This is a genomic window from Microvirga sp. P4_A5, assembly GCF_056402495.1.
In genome coordinates, this window is record NZ_JBFUHH010000050.1 from 1 (window position 1) to 18,275 (window position 18,275).

At 62.3% G+C, this 18,275-nt stretch carries 15 protein-coding genes; 14 read left to right on the top strand and 1 reads right to left on the bottom strand.

What is annotated here, in order from left to right; all coding sequences use genetic code 11:
- The 7 genes from AC1DVM_RS14020 to AC1DVM_RS14050 all read left to right on the top strand — a co-directional run.
- A partial coding sequence (locus AC1DVM_RS14020; protein ID WP_477255095.1) for an ABC transporter permease occupies window positions 1-668 on the top strand: 668 nt, incomplete at its 5' end.
- The gene (locus AC1DVM_RS14025; RefSeq protein ID WP_477255097.1) at window positions 665-1,612 is read left to right on the top strand and encodes an ABC transporter permease; all 948 of its coding nucleotides are present in this window, start codon (window positions 665-667) and stop codon (window positions 1,610-1,612) included. The genes AC1DVM_RS14020 and AC1DVM_RS14025, both read left to right, overlap by 4 nt.
- Before the next feature lie 11 nt (window positions 1,613-1,623).
- Complete coding sequence (locus AC1DVM_RS14030; RefSeq protein WP_477255099.1) at window positions 1,624-2,418, top strand: SDR family oxidoreductase; 795 nt, start codon at window positions 1,624-1,626, stop codon at window positions 2,416-2,418.
- A 34-nt stretch (window positions 2,419-2,452) separates the two neighbouring features.
- Window positions 2,453-3,520, top strand: coding sequence for a malate/lactate/ureidoglycolate dehydrogenase (locus tag AC1DVM_RS14035; RefSeq protein ID WP_477255101.1), 1,068 nt, complete (start codon window positions 2,453-2,455; stop codon window positions 3,518-3,520).
- Window positions 3,521-4,331: 811 nt separating this feature from the next.
- On the top strand, window positions 4,332-4,862 hold the full coding sequence (locus tag AC1DVM_RS14040; RefSeq protein ID WP_477255103.1) for a glycine cleavage system transcriptional repressor: 531 nt from the start codon (window positions 4,332-4,334) through the stop codon (window positions 4,860-4,862).
- Window positions 4,863-5,061: 199 nt separating this feature from the next.
- Window positions 5,062-6,759: a SulP family inorganic anion transporter gene (locus AC1DVM_RS14045; RefSeq protein WP_477255138.1), complete on the top strand. Its 1,698-nt coding sequence runs from the start codon at window positions 5,062-5,064 to the stop codon at window positions 6,757-6,759.
- A 269-nt stretch (window positions 6,760-7,028) separates the two neighbouring features.
- Window positions 7,029-7,472: a hypothetical protein gene (locus tag AC1DVM_RS14050; RefSeq protein WP_477255105.1), complete on the top strand. Its 444-nt coding sequence runs from the start codon at window positions 7,029-7,031 to the stop codon at window positions 7,470-7,472.
- A 956-nt stretch (window positions 7,473-8,428) separates the two neighbouring features.
- Here the strand turns inward: AC1DVM_RS14050 and ppk2 are convergent.
- Window positions 8,429-9,268 carry a polyphosphate kinase 2 gene (gene ppk2 / locus AC1DVM_RS14055; RefSeq protein WP_477255107.1) on the bottom strand — a complete coding sequence of 280 codons (840 nt, stop codon included), beginning with the start codon at window positions 9,266-9,268 and terminating at the stop codon, window positions 8,429-8,431.
- 335 nt (window positions 9,269-9,603) lie between these two features.
- Here ppk2 and AC1DVM_RS14060 point away from each other — a divergent pair, with 335 nt between their 5' ends.
- The 7 genes from AC1DVM_RS14060 to AC1DVM_RS14090 all read left to right on the top strand — a co-directional run bounded on the left by AC1DVM_RS14060 (window position 9,604) and on the right by AC1DVM_RS14090 (window position 18,147).
- Complete coding sequence (locus AC1DVM_RS14060; protein ID WP_477255109.1) at window positions 9,604-10,725, top strand: AraC family transcriptional regulator; 1,122 nt, start codon at window positions 9,604-9,606, stop codon at window positions 10,723-10,725.
- A 343-nt stretch (window positions 10,726-11,068) separates the two neighbouring features.
- Window positions 11,069-12,046: a phosphate acetyltransferase gene (locus AC1DVM_RS14065; protein WP_477255111.1), complete on the top strand. Its 978-nt coding sequence runs from the start codon at window positions 11,069-11,071 to the stop codon at window positions 12,044-12,046.
- Between the two features lie 3 nt (window positions 12,047-12,049).
- A complete protein-coding gene (locus AC1DVM_RS14070; RefSeq protein WP_477255113.1) occupies window positions 12,050-13,258 on the top strand; it encodes an acetate/propionate family kinase in 1,209 nt (402 codons plus the stop codon).
- 18 nt (window positions 13,259-13,276) lie between these two features.
- Window positions 13,277-13,789, top strand: a complete 513-nt coding sequence (locus AC1DVM_RS14075; protein ID WP_477255115.1) for a hypothetical protein — start codon at window positions 13,277-13,279, stop codon at window positions 13,787-13,789.
- Between the two features lie 26 nt (window positions 13,790-13,815).
- Complete coding sequence (locus AC1DVM_RS14080) at window positions 13,816-16,212, top strand: DUF3141 domain-containing protein (RefSeq protein ID WP_477255117.1); 2,397 nt, start codon at window positions 13,816-13,818, stop codon at window positions 16,210-16,212.
- Entirely contained in the window at window positions 16,209-17,015 is an 807-nt protein-coding gene (gene fabI, locus AC1DVM_RS14085) for an enoyl-ACP reductase FabI (protein ID WP_477255119.1), read from the top strand. Before AC1DVM_RS14080 ends, fabI begins: the two co-directional genes overlap by 4 nt.
- 25 nt (window positions 17,016-17,040) lie before the next feature.
- A complete protein-coding gene (locus tag AC1DVM_RS14090; protein ID WP_477255120.1) occupies window positions 17,041-18,147 on the top strand; it encodes an AI-2E family transporter in 1,107 nt (368 codons plus the stop codon).
- The last annotated feature ends 128 nt before the right edge of the window (window positions 18,148-18,275 follow it).

Here is an 18,275-nt window from a genome sequence, read left to right on the forward strand (position 1 = left end):
GCGATATCATGTCCCGCGCCATCTACGGCGCGAGAACCTCGCTGTTGACCGCAGCCGGCGCGGTCGGCATCGCCGCTGCCATCGGTATCCCCATCGGCCTCGTCGCCGGGTTCTTCGGCGGCTGGCGCGACGCAATCCTCATGCGCGCGGTCGACGTGCTGCTCGCCTTGCCGGGGATTCTTTTCGCCATGGCGATGATCGCTGTGATCGGCAGGAGCCAGGCGGCGGCACTGATCGCCGTGGGCGTCACCGGCATTCCGAGCTTCGCCCGAGTCACTCGGGCGCAGGTGCTCTCGTTGCGCAAGCGGGACTTCGTGACCGCGGTCGAAGCGTTTGGGGGAAGCTCGACCTACAATATGTTCCGCACGATTCTGCCCAATTCGTGGAGCCCGATTTTCGTACAGGTGGTAGTCCTCGCCTCGGTGGCGATCCTGCTCGAGGCGGCGCTGGCGTTTCTGGGCGTCGGCATTCCGCCCCCCACGCCAAGCTGGGGCGAGATGTTGCGGACCGGCAAATCGTTTCTGCACGATGCGCCTTACTACGCCGTGCTGCCGGGCATCGTCCTGACCCTGACCATCCTGTCCTTCGACTCCATCGGGCGAGCGCTCACGTGGCTTCTGGAAGGCGGACAAGACCTCGACCTCAAGGTGGAGAGGGCGAAAGCATGATCGGTTATGTCCTGCGCAGAATCATGCAGCTTCTCCCGGTTCTGCTGATTGCTTCTTTGTGCATCTGGGCCATGATATACGCTGTGCCCGGCGGTCCCATCGGGGTGATCGTGGGAGAAAATGCCACGCAGGAGCAGATCGACGCCGCCATCAAACAATTCGGTCTCGACCGCCCTGTTCTGGTGCAATACGGCGCGTGGCTCGTCGATGCCCTGAGGGGCGATCTCGGCGTCTCGATCCACAGCCGCGAGCCGGTGCTGGACCTGATCGCCCAGCGATTGCCGGCGACGCTTCAACTCGCGGTGGCGTCCGCGTTGATTGCTCTTCTGCTGGGAATTCCGGTCGCCTTGGCGAGCGCCCTTTTCCCAAATTCGTGGCTCGATCGCATCTTGAGCGGATGGAGCGCCCTCGCACTCGGCGTGCCGACCTTCTGGCTCGGTATCCTTCTGATCCTGTTCTTCGCAGTCGAATTGCGCTGGCTTCCCTCCGCGTCCGGTTATGTGCCGTTCTGGGAATCCCCCTGGCAGATGTTGAGAAACATCGCGCTGCCGGCGCTGACCCTCGGGGTTTATGTGTCGGGCATCCTCGCGCGCTTCCTCCGCGCATCCCTCGTCAGCGAATTGCAGGCCGATTACGTGCGAACGGCCCGTTCAAAGGGCCTGCGCGAACGGGACATCGTTGGCGGCCATGTCCTGCGCAACGCCCTTCTCCCATTCGTGACCATCGTCGGTCTCATGATGGCGAACTTCATCGGCGGCACGGTCGTGACCGAGTCCGTCTTCACTTATCCGGGGCTCGGGCGGCTGCTGATCACCGCTATTAGCACGCGCGATTATCCGCTGATCCAGGGCTGCATCCTCGTCATCCTGGTCATCTATGTGGCCATCAACATGGTGGTCGATGTGCTCTACGCTTATATCGATCCTCGCATCGAATACGCCTGACAGGGTTTCCGATGACTGCTTTCACTGCGCCGTCTCCACCCGCTGAATTGTTCGACCTCACCGGACAGGTCGCACTCGTCACGGGCGCTTCGCGCGGTCTCGGCTGGGCCATGGCTCAAACGCTCGCGGGCGCCGGCGCGATGGTAATCCTGAACGGGCGCGAGGCCGCCACCCTGTCTGAACGGCGCGATCTTCTGAGGTCAAGCGGTCTGTCGGCCGAGATCGCCCCCTTCGACGTCCGCGAGGCGGACGCCGTGATATCCGCCGTCGAAAGTATTTCAGCGCGGCATGGCCGCCTCGACATCCTGTTGAGCAATGCCGGGTCGATCGTGCGCAAGCCGCTGGCGGAGCAAAGCGAAGCGGATTGGCGCGATGTCATCGATGCGGATCTGACGGCTGGCTGGCGCCTCGCCCGCGAGGTAGCGCCGCTCATGTCGCGAGAACGCTACGGCCGAATGATCTTCATCTCGTCGATCATGGGTTTCATCGCGCGGCCCGGCGTGACCGGCTATGTCGCGGCAAAGACAGGGCTGCATGGGCTGGTGCGGGCGCTAGCGGTCGAACTCGCGCCGAAGCGCATCACCGTCAACGCCTTGGCGCCTGGATACTTCCCCACTGAAGGAAACAGCTCCTTGCGGCAGAGCGACCCCGGATTCGAGCAGCGAATTTCCGCGCGCACTGCAATGGGCCGATGGGGCGATCCGCAGGAACTCGGCGCCGCCGCTCTCTATCTTGCCTCTCGCGCCGCTGGCTACACGACCGGCAGCGTGCTGACGGTGGACGGTGGAATGACGGCCACCATCTGAAGCATCGCCACTCGCGGCGGACAGGAATTCGCAAATGACCGTGGCACACAAGGCGGGCAAAAGCGGTACGATCGCGGCAGACAGGCTGCACGCCATGGTGGTTTCGATCTTCGAATCCGCCGGCTCCGTCACGCGCGAAGCGGATCTCATCGCCACGCATCTGATCGAAGCCAACCTGCGAGGGCACGATTCCCACGGCGTCGGCGTCGTTCCGGGCTATCTACGCAGCATAAGGGCGGGCGAACTCATTCCCAACCAGTCGCTCTCCGTGCTGCTCGACACTGGCGCGATGCTTCTTTGCGATGCGGGGCACGGCGCCGGGCAGGTCATGGCGCATGAGGCCATGGTCCTCGGAATGGCAAGGGCGCGGGAGGTGGGAACCTGCATCGTCAGTCTCCGCGACAGCTATCACATCGGCCGGATCGGCCATTGGGCCGAGCAATGCGCCGCGGGCGGCCTGGTATCGCTCCACTTCGTCAACGTGGTGAGTGAGCCGGCGGTAGCGCCGTTCGGCGGCACGAAGCCGCGTCTAGGAACCAATCCTTTCGCCGCGGGCTTCCCCCGGTCGGATGGTCCGCCGGTCATCGTCGATTTCGCCACCAGCCGCTGGGCAGTCGGCAAGGTTCGCGTCGCGTTCAACAAAGGCGAAAAGGTGCCCCCTGGAACGCTCCTCGACGCCGACGGCAAGCCCACTCTCGATGCTTCCGTTCTGTTCGGCCAACCACCGGGAGCGCTCGTGGGTTTTGGAGAGCACAAGGGTTTCGGCCTCTCCCTCGCCTGTGAATTGCTGGCCGGCGCGCTGCCCGGGGGAAAGACGCAAAAGGGGCCTCGAAGCAGCGCCGGGAGCTTCAACTCGATGTTCTCGGTGATCGTCTCGCCTGAACGGCTCGGAACCGCGGGACCGTTCCGGGAACGGCTGGAGGCAGTGCTGAACTGGGTGCTGTCGGAGAATGACGGCGCGGGAACCAACATCCGCGTGCCCGGCGAACCGGAGCTTGCCACGCGCGACGAGCGCCTGCGCGGGGGCGTCCCGGTGGACCGGGAGACGTTACGTCAGCTCCTGGCCGCCGCGCAGGATGCGGGAGCACCGGTAAATCTGTAAGGCGATACGACAGGTGCGACGCGCTTGAACGGAGTGGGAAGCGACACGGTTTCCTTATCATCGTCCCGCGAAGTGTGGTCGCCATGACATCGCTGTCCCGACCGAGTTCGGGCTGGCCAGGAACGATGGGCGACTGGAGCTCGGGCGGGGGGCGCTGCGGATCAGGTCGAAGGCCCCGTCCCTCGTGATCGCTCGTCGAGAAAGTGGCCGAGATCCGCCACCTTCGGGCGGTAGATCGGTAGATCTCGGCGAGGTTGGGGTGGAAGAGCTGCTGGGGGCTGGCGGGCACTTTCAACTCAGCTTCGAGCTCGACCTTGCGCGCCTCCAGGGCTTTCAGATCGCCCGTGAGCGACCGTGGGCGTCCTCGCTCCCGACAGAGGGTCGGAGGGATGCGTCGGATGCGTTTGCCGGTCCGGACTAGCTCCTGCTCGACCGATCCGGCTTCGATTGATCTCCGCGTGAAACTCCTCCGCGGAGGAGACAGCGCCAAGCACTCACCTTCGTGCAAAAAAGCAGAGAGGCATCGATGGCGGCGCGCACGCTAACGTGGTTCAATGATAAAAAGGGTTATGGCGTGATCCAGACGCCGGCGCCTTTGTGCAAGTGAGTGCGGTTGAGCCATCCGGTCCGCGCGGCCTCGTGGAAGACCAGAAAATTTCTAGTGAGGCCGAGGCAGACCCCCGCTCCGGCAATGAATCGGCGGTTGCGCTCGAGACGGCCTGATCGCTGCGTCCAGCGCCGCCTTGCCTGGCTCGCGAGCGCCGCCGAAAGCTCGCCCCTCGGATCATCCGCGCCAGATTTGGAGGAACACATGACGTCGGTTGCATTGGTTTCCGTCCGAGGCCCCGACCGGGTCGGGCTCGTCGCGACAATCGCCGATTACCTCTTCAATGCGGGTGTGAATCTCGGGGACACGACCTTCGCGGCGCTTGGAACAAGATCCGAATTCGTCGCCCTGTGCGAATTGCCCGACGGCCTCACGCCGGACGCGATCGAAGCAGGCCTCCAACGGCTTGCCGAACTCGATGGCGCCGAGGTCCGGGCGGTGCCTTATTCCTTCGATCCCCATCCTGGTCCTGCCGGCGGCGTGACGCACCGCATCACCATCAGCGGCGGCGACCAGTTGGGTCTCGTAGCCCGGCTTGCCGAGGTCTTCAAACAATATGGGGCCAACATTGTGCGTCTTGAGGCGCGCAAGCTTCCGGAGACAGAGGGTGGCATCTACGCGACTCGTTTTGCCGTGTTCATTCCCACAGAGAAGGCGAGCCTGTGCCTGGCGACTGTCGGCAACACCGCCGGGTCACTGGGTCTAAACTGCAGGGTGGACCAAGATCTCTTATAGCTTTGCCGAAACCAATAACACGGTCAAAGGCAACGGCCTGGTATGCGCTGGCCCCCCGCCTTGGCCATCGGGCGATCACAGGCAAACAGCCAAGGCGCAGTCTCCCGCGAGAGGCCGGGATGTGCGATGATGGCATGTTCCTGATGGCATGATGTCGAACGCGAGGAGCCACGTGACCCGGATCGCCTGGACTCGCTGGATGCCCGGCCTCGCCACGCTGCGGGCCTATCAGCTAGGCTGGCTGCCTCACGATATCTTCGCGGGTCTGGTGTTGACGACCATGCTGGTGCCGGTCGGCATCGCCTATGCGGTCGCATCAGGAGTGCCCGGAATCTACGGTCTCTACGCGACGATCGTGCCGCTGCTCGCATACGCGCTGTTCGGTCCCAGCCGCATTCTGGTTCTCGGGCCCGACTCGTCACTCGCCGCGATCATATTGGGTGTCGTTCTTCCCCTGTCGGGTGGGGACCCAAATCGGGCTGTCGCGCTCGCCAGCATGATGGCGGTGGTATCGGGAGCCGTGTGCATCCTGTTCGGGGTTGCACGCCTCGGCTTTGTCACTGAATTGCTGTCGAAGCCTATCCGCTACGGCTATATGAACGGCATAGCGCTGACGGTCCTGATCAGCCAGCTTCCCAAACTCTTCGGGTTCTCAATCGAGAGCGACGGGCCCCTCACGAACCTGTTGGCCATCGGAGAGGCCGTCGTTGCCGGCAAGACGAACTGGGCCTCATTCGCGATCGGCGCGGCAACCCTCGCTGCGATCCTGCTCCTCAAGAGGACGCCGCGCATACCGGGCATCCTTCTCGCGGTGGTTGCCGCGACTCTCATCGTCAGCATGCTGGACCTGTCCGGCCGTGCTGGGGTTGCGGTTCTGGGGCCGCTCCCCCAAGGCCTGCCCGCCTTCTCGATCCCCTGGATCACTTACGAGGACATCGTCCCCATTTTGATCGGCGGTGGCGCCGTCGCGGTTGTATCCTTCGCCGATACGAGCGTGCTTTCACGCGTCTACGCGGTGAAGACCGGCACCGCCACCAATCCGAACCAGGAAATGATCGGGCTCGGCGCCGCCAATCTGGCAGCAGGTTTCTTTCAAGGTTTCCCCGTCAGCAGCAGTTCCTCGCGCACTCCCGTGGCCGAGGCGTCCGGTGCCCGGACGCAATTGACCGGCGTCGTCGGCGCGGTGGCTGTGGCTGTCCTGCTGATAGCAGCGCCCAACCTTCTCCAGCACCTTCCATCACCCGCCCTTGCCGCAATTGTCATTGCCTCCGCAATCGGCCTCATCGAGATCGACGGCCTCGTGCGCATCTATCGCATGCAGCCTTGGGAATTCTGGCTGTCGATCGTGTGCTTTGCCGGTGTGGCCGTTCTCGGCGTCATCCCGGGCATCGGCCTTGCGATCGGGATCGCCGTGGTTGAATTCCTGTGGGACGGATGGCGGCCGTATTCCGCCGTGTTGGGCCGACCAAAAGGGGTCGAGGGCTACCATGACATCACACGCTATCCCGGCGCCGACCGGGTACCCGGTCTGGTCCTGTTCCGCTGGGATGCGCCCTTGTTCTTCGCCAATGCCGAGTTGTTCAAGGACCGGGTTCTGGAGGCGGTGGCACAGTCGCCGACGCCGGTTCGCTGGGTCGTCGTCGCGGCTGAACCGGTCACCAGCGTCGACGTCACGGCCGCCGATAGCCTCGTTGAACTCAACGATGCCTTGCACAAAGCCGGGATCGAGCTGCGGTTTGCGGAACTCAAGGACCCCGTCAAGGACAAGCTGAAGCGGTTCGGCCTGTTCTCGGAACTGGGTGAGGATTCCTTCTTTCCGACAATCGGTGCTGCCGTGAGCAGTTATCTGGAGACACATTCGGTGGAGTGGCTCGATTCAGAAGGGGTTTCTTCATGAACCGGCTCCTTGTGTTCATCCCCTATTTCTTCCTGCCGGATGCGGTGCCCTAATGAGGGCAATCCAGGAGCGGTTCTCGCCGGCTTGGTCTTTGCTTTGCCCCCGCACACCCTTGGTCAAGATCCAATACACCGCTCCGATCAGGTGCAGCCGACAGCGCTGGGCTGGCATGGATGCCTCCATGTTGCCCGACAGTGACTGTGGCAAACTGAATCGAACCGGAGCATGATAGTGCGTTTCGTCTCGGTCCACGCTAGAGGGAGGAGCCCATGACTGCGTACCGACAAGCCTTTGGCCGCTTCATGGCGGCTTTCATGATCGCGCTCCTGCCTGCCATGGCGACACCAGCTGCGGCAGCAAGCGGAACCGTTCATATTGAGATCGCAAAAGCCGGCTTCATCGTCGGCATCGGTGGCGGTCGCGGGACGTTGGTCTTTCAGGGGAAACGCTATCCGCTCCGGGTCGGGGGCTTGAGTTTCGGGGCGACTATCGGAGCATCGAAGGCGGAGTTGTCCGGACGCGCTCATAACCTGCGCCGCGCCACCGACATTGCCGGGACTTATACGGCTCTCGGCGCAGGAGTTGCCGCAGGTGGCGGCGCATCGAGTGTTCGACTCCAAAATTCCAAAGGAGTCGTGCTGGAGCTGAGTGGTCGGAACATCGGATTGGAGCTGAACACCAGCGTGGGCGGGGTAGAAATCAGCCTGCGCTGACAAATCGCTCCGCGACTGATCGCTTTCACACTAGCTGCGTTGCCACTCAGGCGTGCCGCTGCGTTCTCCCGTGTCGATCATCTAATATGAAGCCCAGTATCGCTCATCTTGGACGCGCTGCAGCATACAGTAGATTGAGGCTGACGGTGCGAGCCAGCAGTGACCGGATTCTGGAGGAAGCGAGGCAATGAAGTCACTAGGCTTCGCGCCCCGATGTCTCCAATTGCCAAGCGCTTGTCTAAAACTGTCAAGCAGACCGGTTCGGTCCCCGGATTGTTGGCATTGAGCAGGAATTAAGCTTCGGCTCAGCAGACTGCTCATGGGCCAGTGCGGCCGTACGGGAGACGCGCATGCCCCAAACCTGCCGAGGCCGGCTCAAAGTTGGAAAGTTCATTGGGCTTGCATGCATCTTCGGCATGCTTCCCGCTCCATGGACGCCGATGAAAGCAAGTCCTCTGATGTCGATCGGCTCAAAAACGGACCTGTCGTCCACATCTCAGAAATTCGCGCGCGAAGGAGTGGTGCATGCCAGGGCAGCGGTTCGGGGCCCTCGTGGCGGAGCGGTGTCACGTGGACCACGGGGAACGGCGGTTCGTGGGCCTCAAGGTGGGGTCGCCGCGCGCGGAGCTTACGGAGGAGCCGCAGCGCGTGGCCCGGCGGGCAATGTCGCGGTTCGCCCGGGCTACCGCCCACCCGGCTATTGGTGGCGTCCTGGCGCCGCGGTGGCCGCAGGTGCGGCGCTTGGCTTCGTGACGGCAGCGGCCGCCACGCCATATGTCACCTCGGCGCCGCCCGCTGCCGGCTACTGCTGGTTCTACACCAATCCCCAACGAACTCAGGGATTTTGGGACGTCTGTCCCTGACGAGAAAATCATCGCCTATGAAGCAGCGTTCCGCCGCCGTCGGCGCGGCCTTGGCCGGGTTCGTTGTCAACCTGCGCGTCCGCAAGTGCATCGTCAGTACCGCGACGGCACAATGTCGCCCGCGGGCATCCCGTCTTCGGCTCCCTTCGGCCTGGGGCCCGCCTTGGGCACACGCGGAAGTTCGACCTTGACCTTGCTGTAGGGAATGGTTCCGAGCATATGCGCGATGAGATTGAGGCGCGCGCGGCGTTTGTCGTCAGACGGCACTAGATACCAGGGGCATGTGGGGGTGTCGGTGCCACGCAGCATATCTTGATAGGCGAGTGTATAGTCCCACCAGCGGCGCACAGATTCCGTGTCCATCGGGCTGAGCTTCCAATGTTTGACGGGATCGTCGATCCGGTCGCCGAACCGCCGACGCTGCTCCTCCTGGCTGACATCGAGAAAGTACTTGAGGAGGATAATTCCGTTGTCGACGATCTCTTTTTCGAAAGCGGGCACGAGACGCATGAACCGTACGTATTCGTCCTTGGTGCAGAAGCCCATCACCCGCTCGACACCGGCCCGATTGTACCAAGAGCGGTCAAACAGCACGATTTCGCCAGCGGCGGGGAAATGCGCCATGTACCGTTGGACATAGAGCTGGCTCTTCTCGCGCTCGGTGGGGGCGGGCAGGGCGACGTGCCGGAAAACCCTTGGGCTCACACGCTGGGTGATCCGGCTGATCACTCCCCCCTTGCCGGCGGTGTCGCGCCCTTCGAACACAACGATGATCCTCGCACCGGTCGCTTTGGCCCAAGTTTGCAGGCGAACAAGTTCAACCTGAAGCTTTCTCAGTTCGCTCTCGAACTCCTTTCGTTTCATCGGGATGGAACGATCCTTCGGGTTGCCCCTCGATGTCCCTTTCACCTTTTTTGTGTCTTGCCTGCTCATGGCCGGCTCCTCCCACCGTTGTTCTGCACGACCCGGATCGCGGAGGCGTGAGGGATCGCCAGGACCGAACGCTTGCGTTGGGCCTTTTCTCAAGCGATCATCACTGCACGGATATTTACGGCCGGCTTGACGCTTCAGGACAGGTCCATGACCGAATGGGACAGGCGGGGGGCAGGCGTGAGCGAATTTCGTGAAATGGCCTAAATCCTGGGTCACTTAATTGCCGATGATCCAACCTGACGTTGTTCTGGATCAAGGCTCTTCGGGTTCGGCGACCGGCAATCGGCAGTGGAGTTGGGTTCACAAATTCTTACAATTCGCGGAAGGCCATGACGATGACAAACGACATTGTGCCTGCATCCCCGACTACGAGCCTCAGTCGAGGGAAGCCGATATCGATCCCCCCGAATGTCTCTTCTGGACCCTACTGGCTCCTTCCTCCCGGCTACATCCACCTCGGCGTTGCTAAAGAGATCGCGCCCACATTGCGCGATTTTGGCATCGACCCAGAACCGGTCATCCGCGAGGCGGGGCTTGACCCGCGCTTATTCGACGACGGCACGAACGTAATCCCGCATGCGGCTTTGGGCCGCTTACTTCTCCTGAGCGTTGCCCGCGCGAGCTGCGCGCATTTCGGGCTGCTGGTCGGCCGGCGGGCCACGATCCAATCCCTCGGCATGGTCGGGCGCCTGATGCAGCATTCGGACACGGTAGGCGATGCCCTGCGCGCCCTTGTGGCGAATCTCAGCATCCAGAACCGCGGGGGCGTCCCGTCACTGACCGTCAGCGGCGATGTGGCCCTGTTCACCTTCTCGGTCTACCAGCCCGAGGCCGAAAGCGCGGACCAGATCTCGGATGGCTCGCTGGCAGTTACTGTCAATGCCCTGCGCGCCCTGTGCGGATGCGACTGGAACCCAGTCGAGGTCCTACTCCCGAGGGCGCCGCCGCTAGAGCAGGAGCCTTATCGCCGCCATTTCCGGGCACCCGTGAGGTTCAACCAGGAAAGCGCTACCATCGTCTTCGCAACCCGAGACTTGGATATCCGGATTCCCGGCGCCGATCCCATGGTGCGTGATCTGCTGGAGCAGCGTATGCAGCAATTGAAAGGATCACAGGGCTCGCAATTCTCGGATGACATCCGGCGCCTGCTGCGCTTACGGCTGACAAACACACGCTGTTCGGCGGAGGAGATTGCTGATCTTCTCGCGATGCACCGCCGGACCTTGAGCCGTCGCCTGAAGGGAAGTGGTATGGGTTACAGGGCGATTACGAATGAGGTCCGGTTCGAGATCGCTCGTCAATTGCTGGAGGGCACGCAAGTGTCGCTCGCTCAGATCGCGGCAGTCCTCGGCTATTCCGAAGCCAGCGCCTTCACACGCGCATTTCGGCGGTGGTCGGGCAAGACACCGAAATCCTGGCGCGGCGAGGGGCATCATGCGGCGTCGCTCCGGCCTTGACTGTCACCAGACAGCCCCGGTTGGTGGCTCGCGATGCCCGCAGCCCCGCTGGAACCGAGACGATTAACGACGCGTCGTCGAGGGCGTCGCGTTCGGCAGCCTCGAGGTCGATTGGCACAGTCATCGGGTTCGTTTCCGATATCGCAGTCCTAAACTGTCAATACCGTGACCCAACAGGTCAAGCAGCAGAGTTGGAAGGGACCATACTCGCCACAAGCGCACCCGGGCGGCCGTGGCAAGAACCTAAGCCTTTTTCCCGCACGCTCCATGGCAAACCCCACGTCGGGGCGGTCATCGTGACCGCTCATCAACCGCTAAGCTAAAAATGAGTGTGGAGGCAATCATGACGGCGGTTCCAGCCCAAGGTGTGAACCGGCAGGATCAACGGCGGCACGATAAGTACGACCGGCTCGTGGCGACCGCGCAGTCCCTCCCGAAGTTGAAGGTCGCCGTGGCGCATCCTTGCGATGCTGCGTCTCTAGAAGCCGTGTTCGACGCGGTTGAACTCGGCCTGATGGAGCCGATTCTCGTCGGCCCGAAGGCTAAGATCACGGCCGCCGCAGAGGTGCTCCGTAAAGACCTTTCCACAATGCGCCTTGTCGAGGCTCCACACAGCCACGCATCGGCGGAGGCCGCTGTCGATTTGGTACGGTCCGGCCAAGCCGAGGCCCTCATGAAAGGCAGTCTGCATACCGACGAACTCATGGGCGCGATCGTCCGCCGCGAGGGCGGCCTGCGCACAGCGCGGCGGATCAGCCACTGCTTCGTCATGGACGTTCCAGGTCACGAGACCGCACTCATCATTACCGACGCCGCAGTCAACATCGCTCCCACGCTTGAGGACAAGGTCCACATCGTCCAGAACGCCATCGACCTCGCCCGTGCGTTGAGAGTTGATCCGGTGCGGGTGGCGATCCTTTCGGCGATGGAAACCGTCAACCCGAAGCTGCCCTCGACCATTGAGGCAGCGGCTTTGTGCAAGATGGCCGACCGGGGGCAGATTACGGGCGGCATCCTCGACGGACCGCTTGCTCTCGACAATGCTATCGATCTCGGCGCCGCGAAAATCAAGAAAATCCAGTCGCCGGTAGCCGGGCAAGCGAATGTTCTTGTGGTCCCGGATTTGGAGGCCGGCAACATGCTCGCCAAGAGTCTGACCTTCCTCGCAGGCGCGGATGCCGCCGGTATCGTGCTCGGCGCTCGCGTGCCGGTCATCCTCACGAGCCGGGCCGATTCGAAGATCACCCGGCTGGCCTCCTGCGCGGTGGCCTCGCTGGTCGCCGACGCCCAGCGGGCCCGGCTCGCCGTCCCCGAGGTTTGACCCATGACGCCCGTTTCCATCGTCCTCAACGCGGGTTCGTCGAGCCTCAAGTTCCAAGTTTTCGAGACGCATGATGGCCGCGAACCGAGTGTCGACTTCAAGGGACTATTCGAAGAGCTAGGAGGCTCAGCGCATTTTGTCGTCAAGGGTACGGACGGGACAATCATCGACGAGACGACGTGGAGTTCCGGCGATCGGTTCGGGCACGAGGAGGCGCTGATGCATCTCATCTCGTGGCTGCGTGAGCATCAGGAGGACCGCAGGCTCGTGGCGATCGGGCACCGAGTCGTCCATGGCGGCTCGTTTTTCGCAGGTCCGGCGCTCGTCGACGACTCCGTCGTTCAGTCCCTTGAAGAACTTGTGCCCCTTGCGCCACTGCATCAGCCCCATAACCTTGAGCCGATCCGGATCGTGCTGCGGCGCATGCCAGGGATGCCTCAGGTCGCCTGCTTCGACACGGCCTTCCATCAGAGCCAATCCGAGATCGCGAGCATGTTCGCCCTGCCGCAAGAGATGCGGGATCGTGGCGTGCGGCGCTACGGCTTCCATGGGTTGTCCTACGACTACATATCGTCCGTCCTGAGCGAGTACGATCCGAGTCTCGCCGAAGGAAAGGTAATCGTGGCCCATCTCGGCAACGGCGCAAGTCTGTGTGCTCTCGAGAAAGGGATAAGTGTCGCGACAACTATGGGATTTTCCGCCCTCGACGGCCTTCCAATGGGAACGCGCTGCGGCGCCGTCGATGCCGGTGTGGTTTTTTACATGATCCGGGAGATGAAGCTGAAGCCCGAGGACGCTGAACGCGTGCTCTATACCAAGTCCGGTCTGCTTGGGGTTTCGGGCATTTCGAACGACATGCGGGTTCTCCGGTCGAAGGCGGCGACGGAAGCGGGAGCAAGACGTGCCATCGATCTGTTCGTCTATCGCATTACCCGCGAAATCGGATCGCTTGTCGCGGCGCTCGGCGGCCTCGACGGTCTCGTCTTCACTGCCGGCATCGGCGAGAACGATGTAGCGACGCGCGCCGAAATAATTGCCGGCCTCGCATGGGCCGGGCTGAGCCTTGATGAGTCGGCCAACCGCGATGGTGGCCCGCGGATATCCGCCGGATCAGGACCAACGGCTTGGGTCATTCCAACCAATGAGGAACTGGTTATCGCCAGACAGACGCAGAGCGTGAGCGGCACTGCAAAAACCCGACTTGCATCCTGAATAGGGGAGATTGATGTCATGGAAACGCTGAAGACCAAGTCCGATGACTCCAAAACGCACCACGAACTCGGGGATGAGATGTTCATGTCCGCCGCGGAGCTGCGGGATTACATGGTCGAGATGCAGATGGCGAAAGCCGGCAAGTCCGTCGACAGCATGGATCGGGCCGAACAAGCCCGCAAGGATCTTGTCAAGCGAATGTCCGAGCCGCTCGAACTAACTCCCGAACGACTGAACGAGATCCTGCAGCCACTCAAGGCCAAGTTAAAGTCGGCGGCGGAGCGCGGCCAGACCGAACTCATGGTGATGCGGTTTCCAAACGCCGTTTGCACGGACAAGGGACGCGCCATCAATAACGCGGATCCGTCCTGGCCCGACAGCCTCACCGGACGGCCGCGGCAGGCTTACGAGTTGTGGCGCGACCAACTCAGGGATGCCGGTTTCGCGTTGAGCGCGATGATCATCGATTGGCCGGGCGGGTTGCCGGGCGATGTCGGCTTTTTTCTCAAATGGGGCGAGACCAAGCGCTAACTCAAATCACCATTGGATAGCCTGTCATGCAACGGACCAGATCCAAGACCAGGGCCGAAGAAAAGGATTCCAAGACGCGATCCGCCGAACTCGCGGACGTGCAGACAAAGATCGCTCAAGTCTATCAAGAACGGTGCTCAGGCGCATTTCAGCGTTATCTCGATGCCGTTAAAGCCGCGAGCAAGCCACCGACGCCCGTCCGTGTGACGTCGCCTCTAGACCTTTGGCGTGACACGAGCAGCTACTGGCTCGACTTCACGCAGCGTTCTGTCCTGTTCTGGGACACCCTGCGCCAGCGCGGCAATAACTGGATCGAGCACGAGAAGGCCGGGAAGCCGCCGCTGCTCGATTTCGACTGGGAGATGATTGGGGACGCCCGCACATACGAGCGCCCTGCGAACTACGCCCTCGTACGCATCATCCCGCCGCATGGCACAAGCACCGACCCAGAACGTCGGCCTTTTGTCATCATCGATCCCAGGGCGGGACATGGCCCAGGCATCGGTGGATTCAAGCAGGATTCGCAGGTTGGAGTGGCTCTCAAGGCAGGGCATCCAGTCTATTTCGTGATCTTCTTCCCGGAGCCGGTGCCCGGGCAAACCCTCGCGGATGTCTCACGCGCCGAGGCCGAGTTTCTCCGCGTCGTCGGCGAGCGCCACCCGAAGACGCGCAAGCCTGTCGTGATCGGCAATTGCCAGGGGGGCTGGGCTTCCATGCTGCTCGGGGCGCTCGAACCGGATTTGGTCGGTCCGATCGTGATCAATGGGGCACCGATGTCCTACTGGGCCGGCAATGACGGCGAGAATCCGATGCGCTATGCTGGCGGGATTCTCGGCGGCACTTGGCCCGCGCTCTTGGCGAGCGATCTCGGCGCCGGCACGTTCGACGGGGCCCATCTGGTCGAGAACTTCGAATACCTCAATCCCGCGAATACGTACTTCGACAAGTACTACAACCTGTTCGCCAAGGTTGACACGGAGCCCGAACGTTTCCTTGAGTTCGAACGCTGGTGGGGCGGCTTCTTCCTGATGGACCGGCAGGAAATCGGGTGGATCGTCGAGAATCTTTTCGTCGGAAACAATCTCGCGGAAGGTGAGGCTGAATGGTCAGAGGGGCGCGCCTTCGACCTGCGCGCGATCAAATCGCCGATTATCGTTTTCGCGTCGCTGGGCGACAACATCACGCCGCCCCAGCAGGCGTTCAACTGGGTGGCCGACCTTTATCCGACCACCGAGGCCCTCAAGGCAAACGGACAGGTCATTGTTGGTCTGATGCACGAAAGCGTCGGTCATCTCGGCATCTTTGTCTCAGGCGCTGTCGCCAAGCGCGAGCATTCGCAGATTGTGGACCTGATCGAATACATCGAGCATCTGCCCCCGGGTCTGTACGGCATGCAGGTCGAGGAGCAGAAAACGAACGGGAGCGTGCTCTATGACGTGATGCTCACTGAGCGGCGGGTCGAGGACCTTCAGGTGCTGCAAAAGTATGGGCGGAAGGACGAGGTGCCCTTCAGGACMGTCGAGAAGACTTCGGAAGCCCTCGTCTCCGCCTACGAAACGTTCGTGCATCCTGCCGTTTCAGCGATGGTGACGCCCACGGGAGCGGCTGTCAGGCGGGCTCTGCATCCGCAGCGGGCGCAACGCTGGGCCATATCGGATCTCAACCCCTTGTTATGGCCCCTCAAAGGCATGGCGGATTTCGTCCGGGCCAACCGCGCACCCGGCGACAACGCCGGTCGAACGGCCGCGATCGAGCAATGGACGGCTGCTATGACTTCCGCCTCTTGGGACCTTTACCGCGACCTGCGAGACGCGGCGGTGGAAAATACTTTCTTTCGCACTTATGCTCCGGCCAGCATTGGCATGGCGCCAGATGAACAGATGGTGGCCGCGCCGGAAATCGACGACATTCGCGATACTCCGTCGGTCAAGGAGGCTCTTTCGCATATCGAGGACGGCGATCGCACAAGAGCCCTCGTGCGTGTGGCGCTCCTGTTGATGAAGGCGGGCACGGGGCGGCGACGCCTGTCGGTCATGAAACGGGCTCGCGAGTTGATCGGCAAGGAAGTAGGCCTCCTCGATATGCCGCCCGAGGCAGCCCGCGCGATCATCCGTGAGCAATCCTATATCGTCGATTACGAGCCGGCCAAGGCACTCGCCGCGCTTCCTAAACTCCTGCGGACCGCGGATGACCGCCGCGGGCTGCTCGATCTCCTCGATCGAATGGACCAAATCGAAGCTAATTCAGATCAGATCAAACTGATGAGCAAGATTCGGCAGCTGCTAACCGAAGACAAGATCGAGGGGAGCCCCAAAAGGAGGCCGATCAAGGTGCCGCAGGCTGAGAGCCGCCAAAAAATGCCGTCCGGTCAGAGACATGGCCGTCGATCGGATAAGAGCCGACTCTCGAGAGAACGATCATGAACGATCAACCCACCGAACTGACGAAAGAAGCCTTTCAATCGCAGATTTTGCAAGGGAAGCGTGCACTCGTCATTGGCATCGCCAATGAGCATTCGATTGCCTACGGCTGCGCGCAGGTCTTCCGCCGGCTCGGAGCCGAGCTTGCGATCACCTACCTGAACGAGAAAGGCCGGCCTTACGTTGAGCCTCTTGCCAAGGAACTCGAAGCTCAGATACTCGCGCCATGCGACGTGGGCCAGAACGGCCAGCTCGAAGCGGTCTTTCGGCAGATCCGCGACACCTGGGGCAGTCTGGACATCGCGCTTCATTCCATCGCGTTCGCACCGAAGCAGGACCTGCAGGGACGGCTTATCGACAGTTCGGGTGAGGGTTTCAAGGTGGCAATGGACATCTCCTGCCATTCCTTCATCCGCATGGCACGTCTTGCCGAGCCCCTGATGACGCAGGGCGGGACATTGCTGGCGATGAGCTATCACGGCGCCAACAAGGTGGTCCCGAACTACAATCTCATGGGACCCGTGAAGGCGGCGCTGGAGAGCGCCGTTCGCTACCTCGCCTATGAGCTGGGCGACAAGCACATTCGGGTGCACGCCGTGTCGCCCGGTCCCCTGAAGACCCGGGCGGCTTCGGGCCTCAAGGACTTCGACATCCTTCTCTCTGAGGCCACCGAACGGGCGCCTATCGGCGAGTTGGTCGACATCGAAGACGTGGGTCTGACGGCGGCGTATTTGACGACGCCGTTTGCCCGGCGGCTCACCGGAACGACCACCTACGTCGATGGAGGGCTCAGCATCATGGCGTAGGGAAAAGCCGAACAAGGAGGGAGCCGTGCGTACCGTGGATCCCCGTGAGACTGCGAAAGGCTGGGAGCCGTCTGCGTCCCAAGAGGCATCGTTCATCGAGAAAGCGCTTGGGCTGGCACTGCTTCTGAGCTTGGTCGTTGGCTGCATCCTTGTTCTGAGACCGTTCCTGGCGGCAATCCTGCTCGCGGTTATTCTGTGCGTGTCGACATGGCGCCTGTTCCGGCGGATCGAGAATTTGGTGGGTGGGCGACAGACCCCAGCGGCTCTGCTCATGACCTTGATCATCGCCGGTCTGCTTGTGCTCCCCCTTCTCGCCCTGGGATCGAACCTGGCCGACGACGTCTCCCGGCTCACCATGGCCATCCGCACAGCCATCGATCAGGGTCTTTCGCCCCCCCGCTGGCTCGGGAACGTGCCTTTGGTTGGAAAGGAAGCGGAACGGGTGTGGAGCCAGCTATCACAGCAAGGCGCGGAGCTTGGGCCGACGCTCGCGCCCTATGTGCGGCCGATGCGCKAGTGGGCGCTGCATCAAGGAGCCTCACTCCTCTCCGGCACGTTGCAGGTCGTTTTTGGCATCATCCTGGCGTTCTTCCTCTATCGTGATGGCGCTTATGTTGAGAGCCGCCTCGAATGGGCGATGACGCGGTTAGGCGGCTGGCGGGCGCAGCGCGTGATTGGGACCGCCGGGAAGACTATCGTCAGTGTGGTCAATGGGGTGTTGGGCACAGCTCTCATCCAGGGAATCCTGTTGGGATTCAGCTTCTGGATCGCGGGGGTTCCTGGCGCTATCGTTCTCGGAGCGGTCGGCGTGGTTCTCAGCTTGCTGCCTTTGGGCCTCGTGGTGCTCTGGCTCCCCGCCGCCCTGTGGCTGATGTCCGCCGGCCATACCGGATTGGCTGTGTTCGTCATGGCATGGAACGGTCTCGTGGTCGGGAGCCTCGACAACGTCCTGCGCCCGTATCTGATCAGCCGGGGCGTCAGGATGCCGATGGTGCTGATCTTTTTGGGCGTGCTCGGCGGCCTTCTGGCATTCGGGATGGTCGGGATCTTTCTCGGTCCTGTCTTGCTCGCGGTCGCCCACACCCTGTTCCAGGACTGGGGGCGCGCTGACGAACCGAGCCCCGGCGATTGAGGAACCGCTTCGGTGCTCGCAACCGTTAGACGAGGCTGCTCGCCGAGGACGTGGGCCTCGAGCTCCGGCTGATTTCGCTGACATAGGCGTCGGCCGGATCCATCGTAAAAAATGAGAAGCGCTTGTCC

Bases quoted from the DNA above. Each gene is read 5' to 3' on its own strand.
- AC1DVM_RS14025 (WP_477255097.1), top strand. From the start codon at position 665: ATGATCGGTTATGTCCTGCGCAGAATCATGCAGCTTCTCCCGGTTCTG.
- AC1DVM_RS14030 (WP_477255099.1), top strand. From the start codon at position 1,624: ATGACTGCTTTCACTGCGCCGTCTCCACCCGCTGAATTGTTCGACCTC.
- AC1DVM_RS14035 (WP_477255101.1), top strand. From the start codon at position 2,453: ATGACCGTGGCACACAAGGCGGGCAAAAGCGGTACGATCGCGGCAGAC.
- AC1DVM_RS14040 (WP_477255103.1), top strand. From the start codon at position 4,332: ATGACGTCGGTTGCATTGGTTTCCGTCCGAGGCCCCGACCGGGTCGGG.
- AC1DVM_RS14045 (WP_477255138.1), top strand. From the start codon at position 5,062: ATGCCCGGCCTCGCCACGCTGCGGGCCTATCAGCTAGGCTGGCTGCCT.
- AC1DVM_RS14050 (WP_477255105.1), top strand. From the start codon at position 7,029: ATGACTGCGTACCGACAAGCCTTTGGCCGCTTCATGGCGGCTTTCATG.
- ppk2 (WP_477255107.1), bottom strand. From the start codon at position 9,268: ATGAGCAGGCAAGACACAAAAAAGGTGAAAGGGACATCGAGGGGCAAC.
- AC1DVM_RS14060 (WP_477255109.1), top strand. From the start codon at position 9,604: ATGACAAACGACATTGTGCCTGCATCCCCGACTACGAGCCTCAGTCGA.
- AC1DVM_RS14065 (WP_477255111.1), top strand. From the start codon at position 11,069: ATGACGGCGGTTCCAGCCCAAGGTGTGAACCGGCAGGATCAACGGCGG.
- AC1DVM_RS14070 (WP_477255113.1), top strand. From the start codon at position 12,050: ATGACGCCCGTTTCCATCGTCCTCAACGCGGGTTCGTCGAGCCTCAAG.
- AC1DVM_RS14075 (WP_477255115.1), top strand. From the start codon at position 13,277: ATGGAAACGCTGAAGACCAAGTCCGATGACTCCAAAACGCACCACGAA.
- fabI (WP_477255119.1), top strand. From the start codon at position 16,209: ATGAACGATCAACCCACCGAACTGACGAAAGAAGCCTTTCAATCGCAG.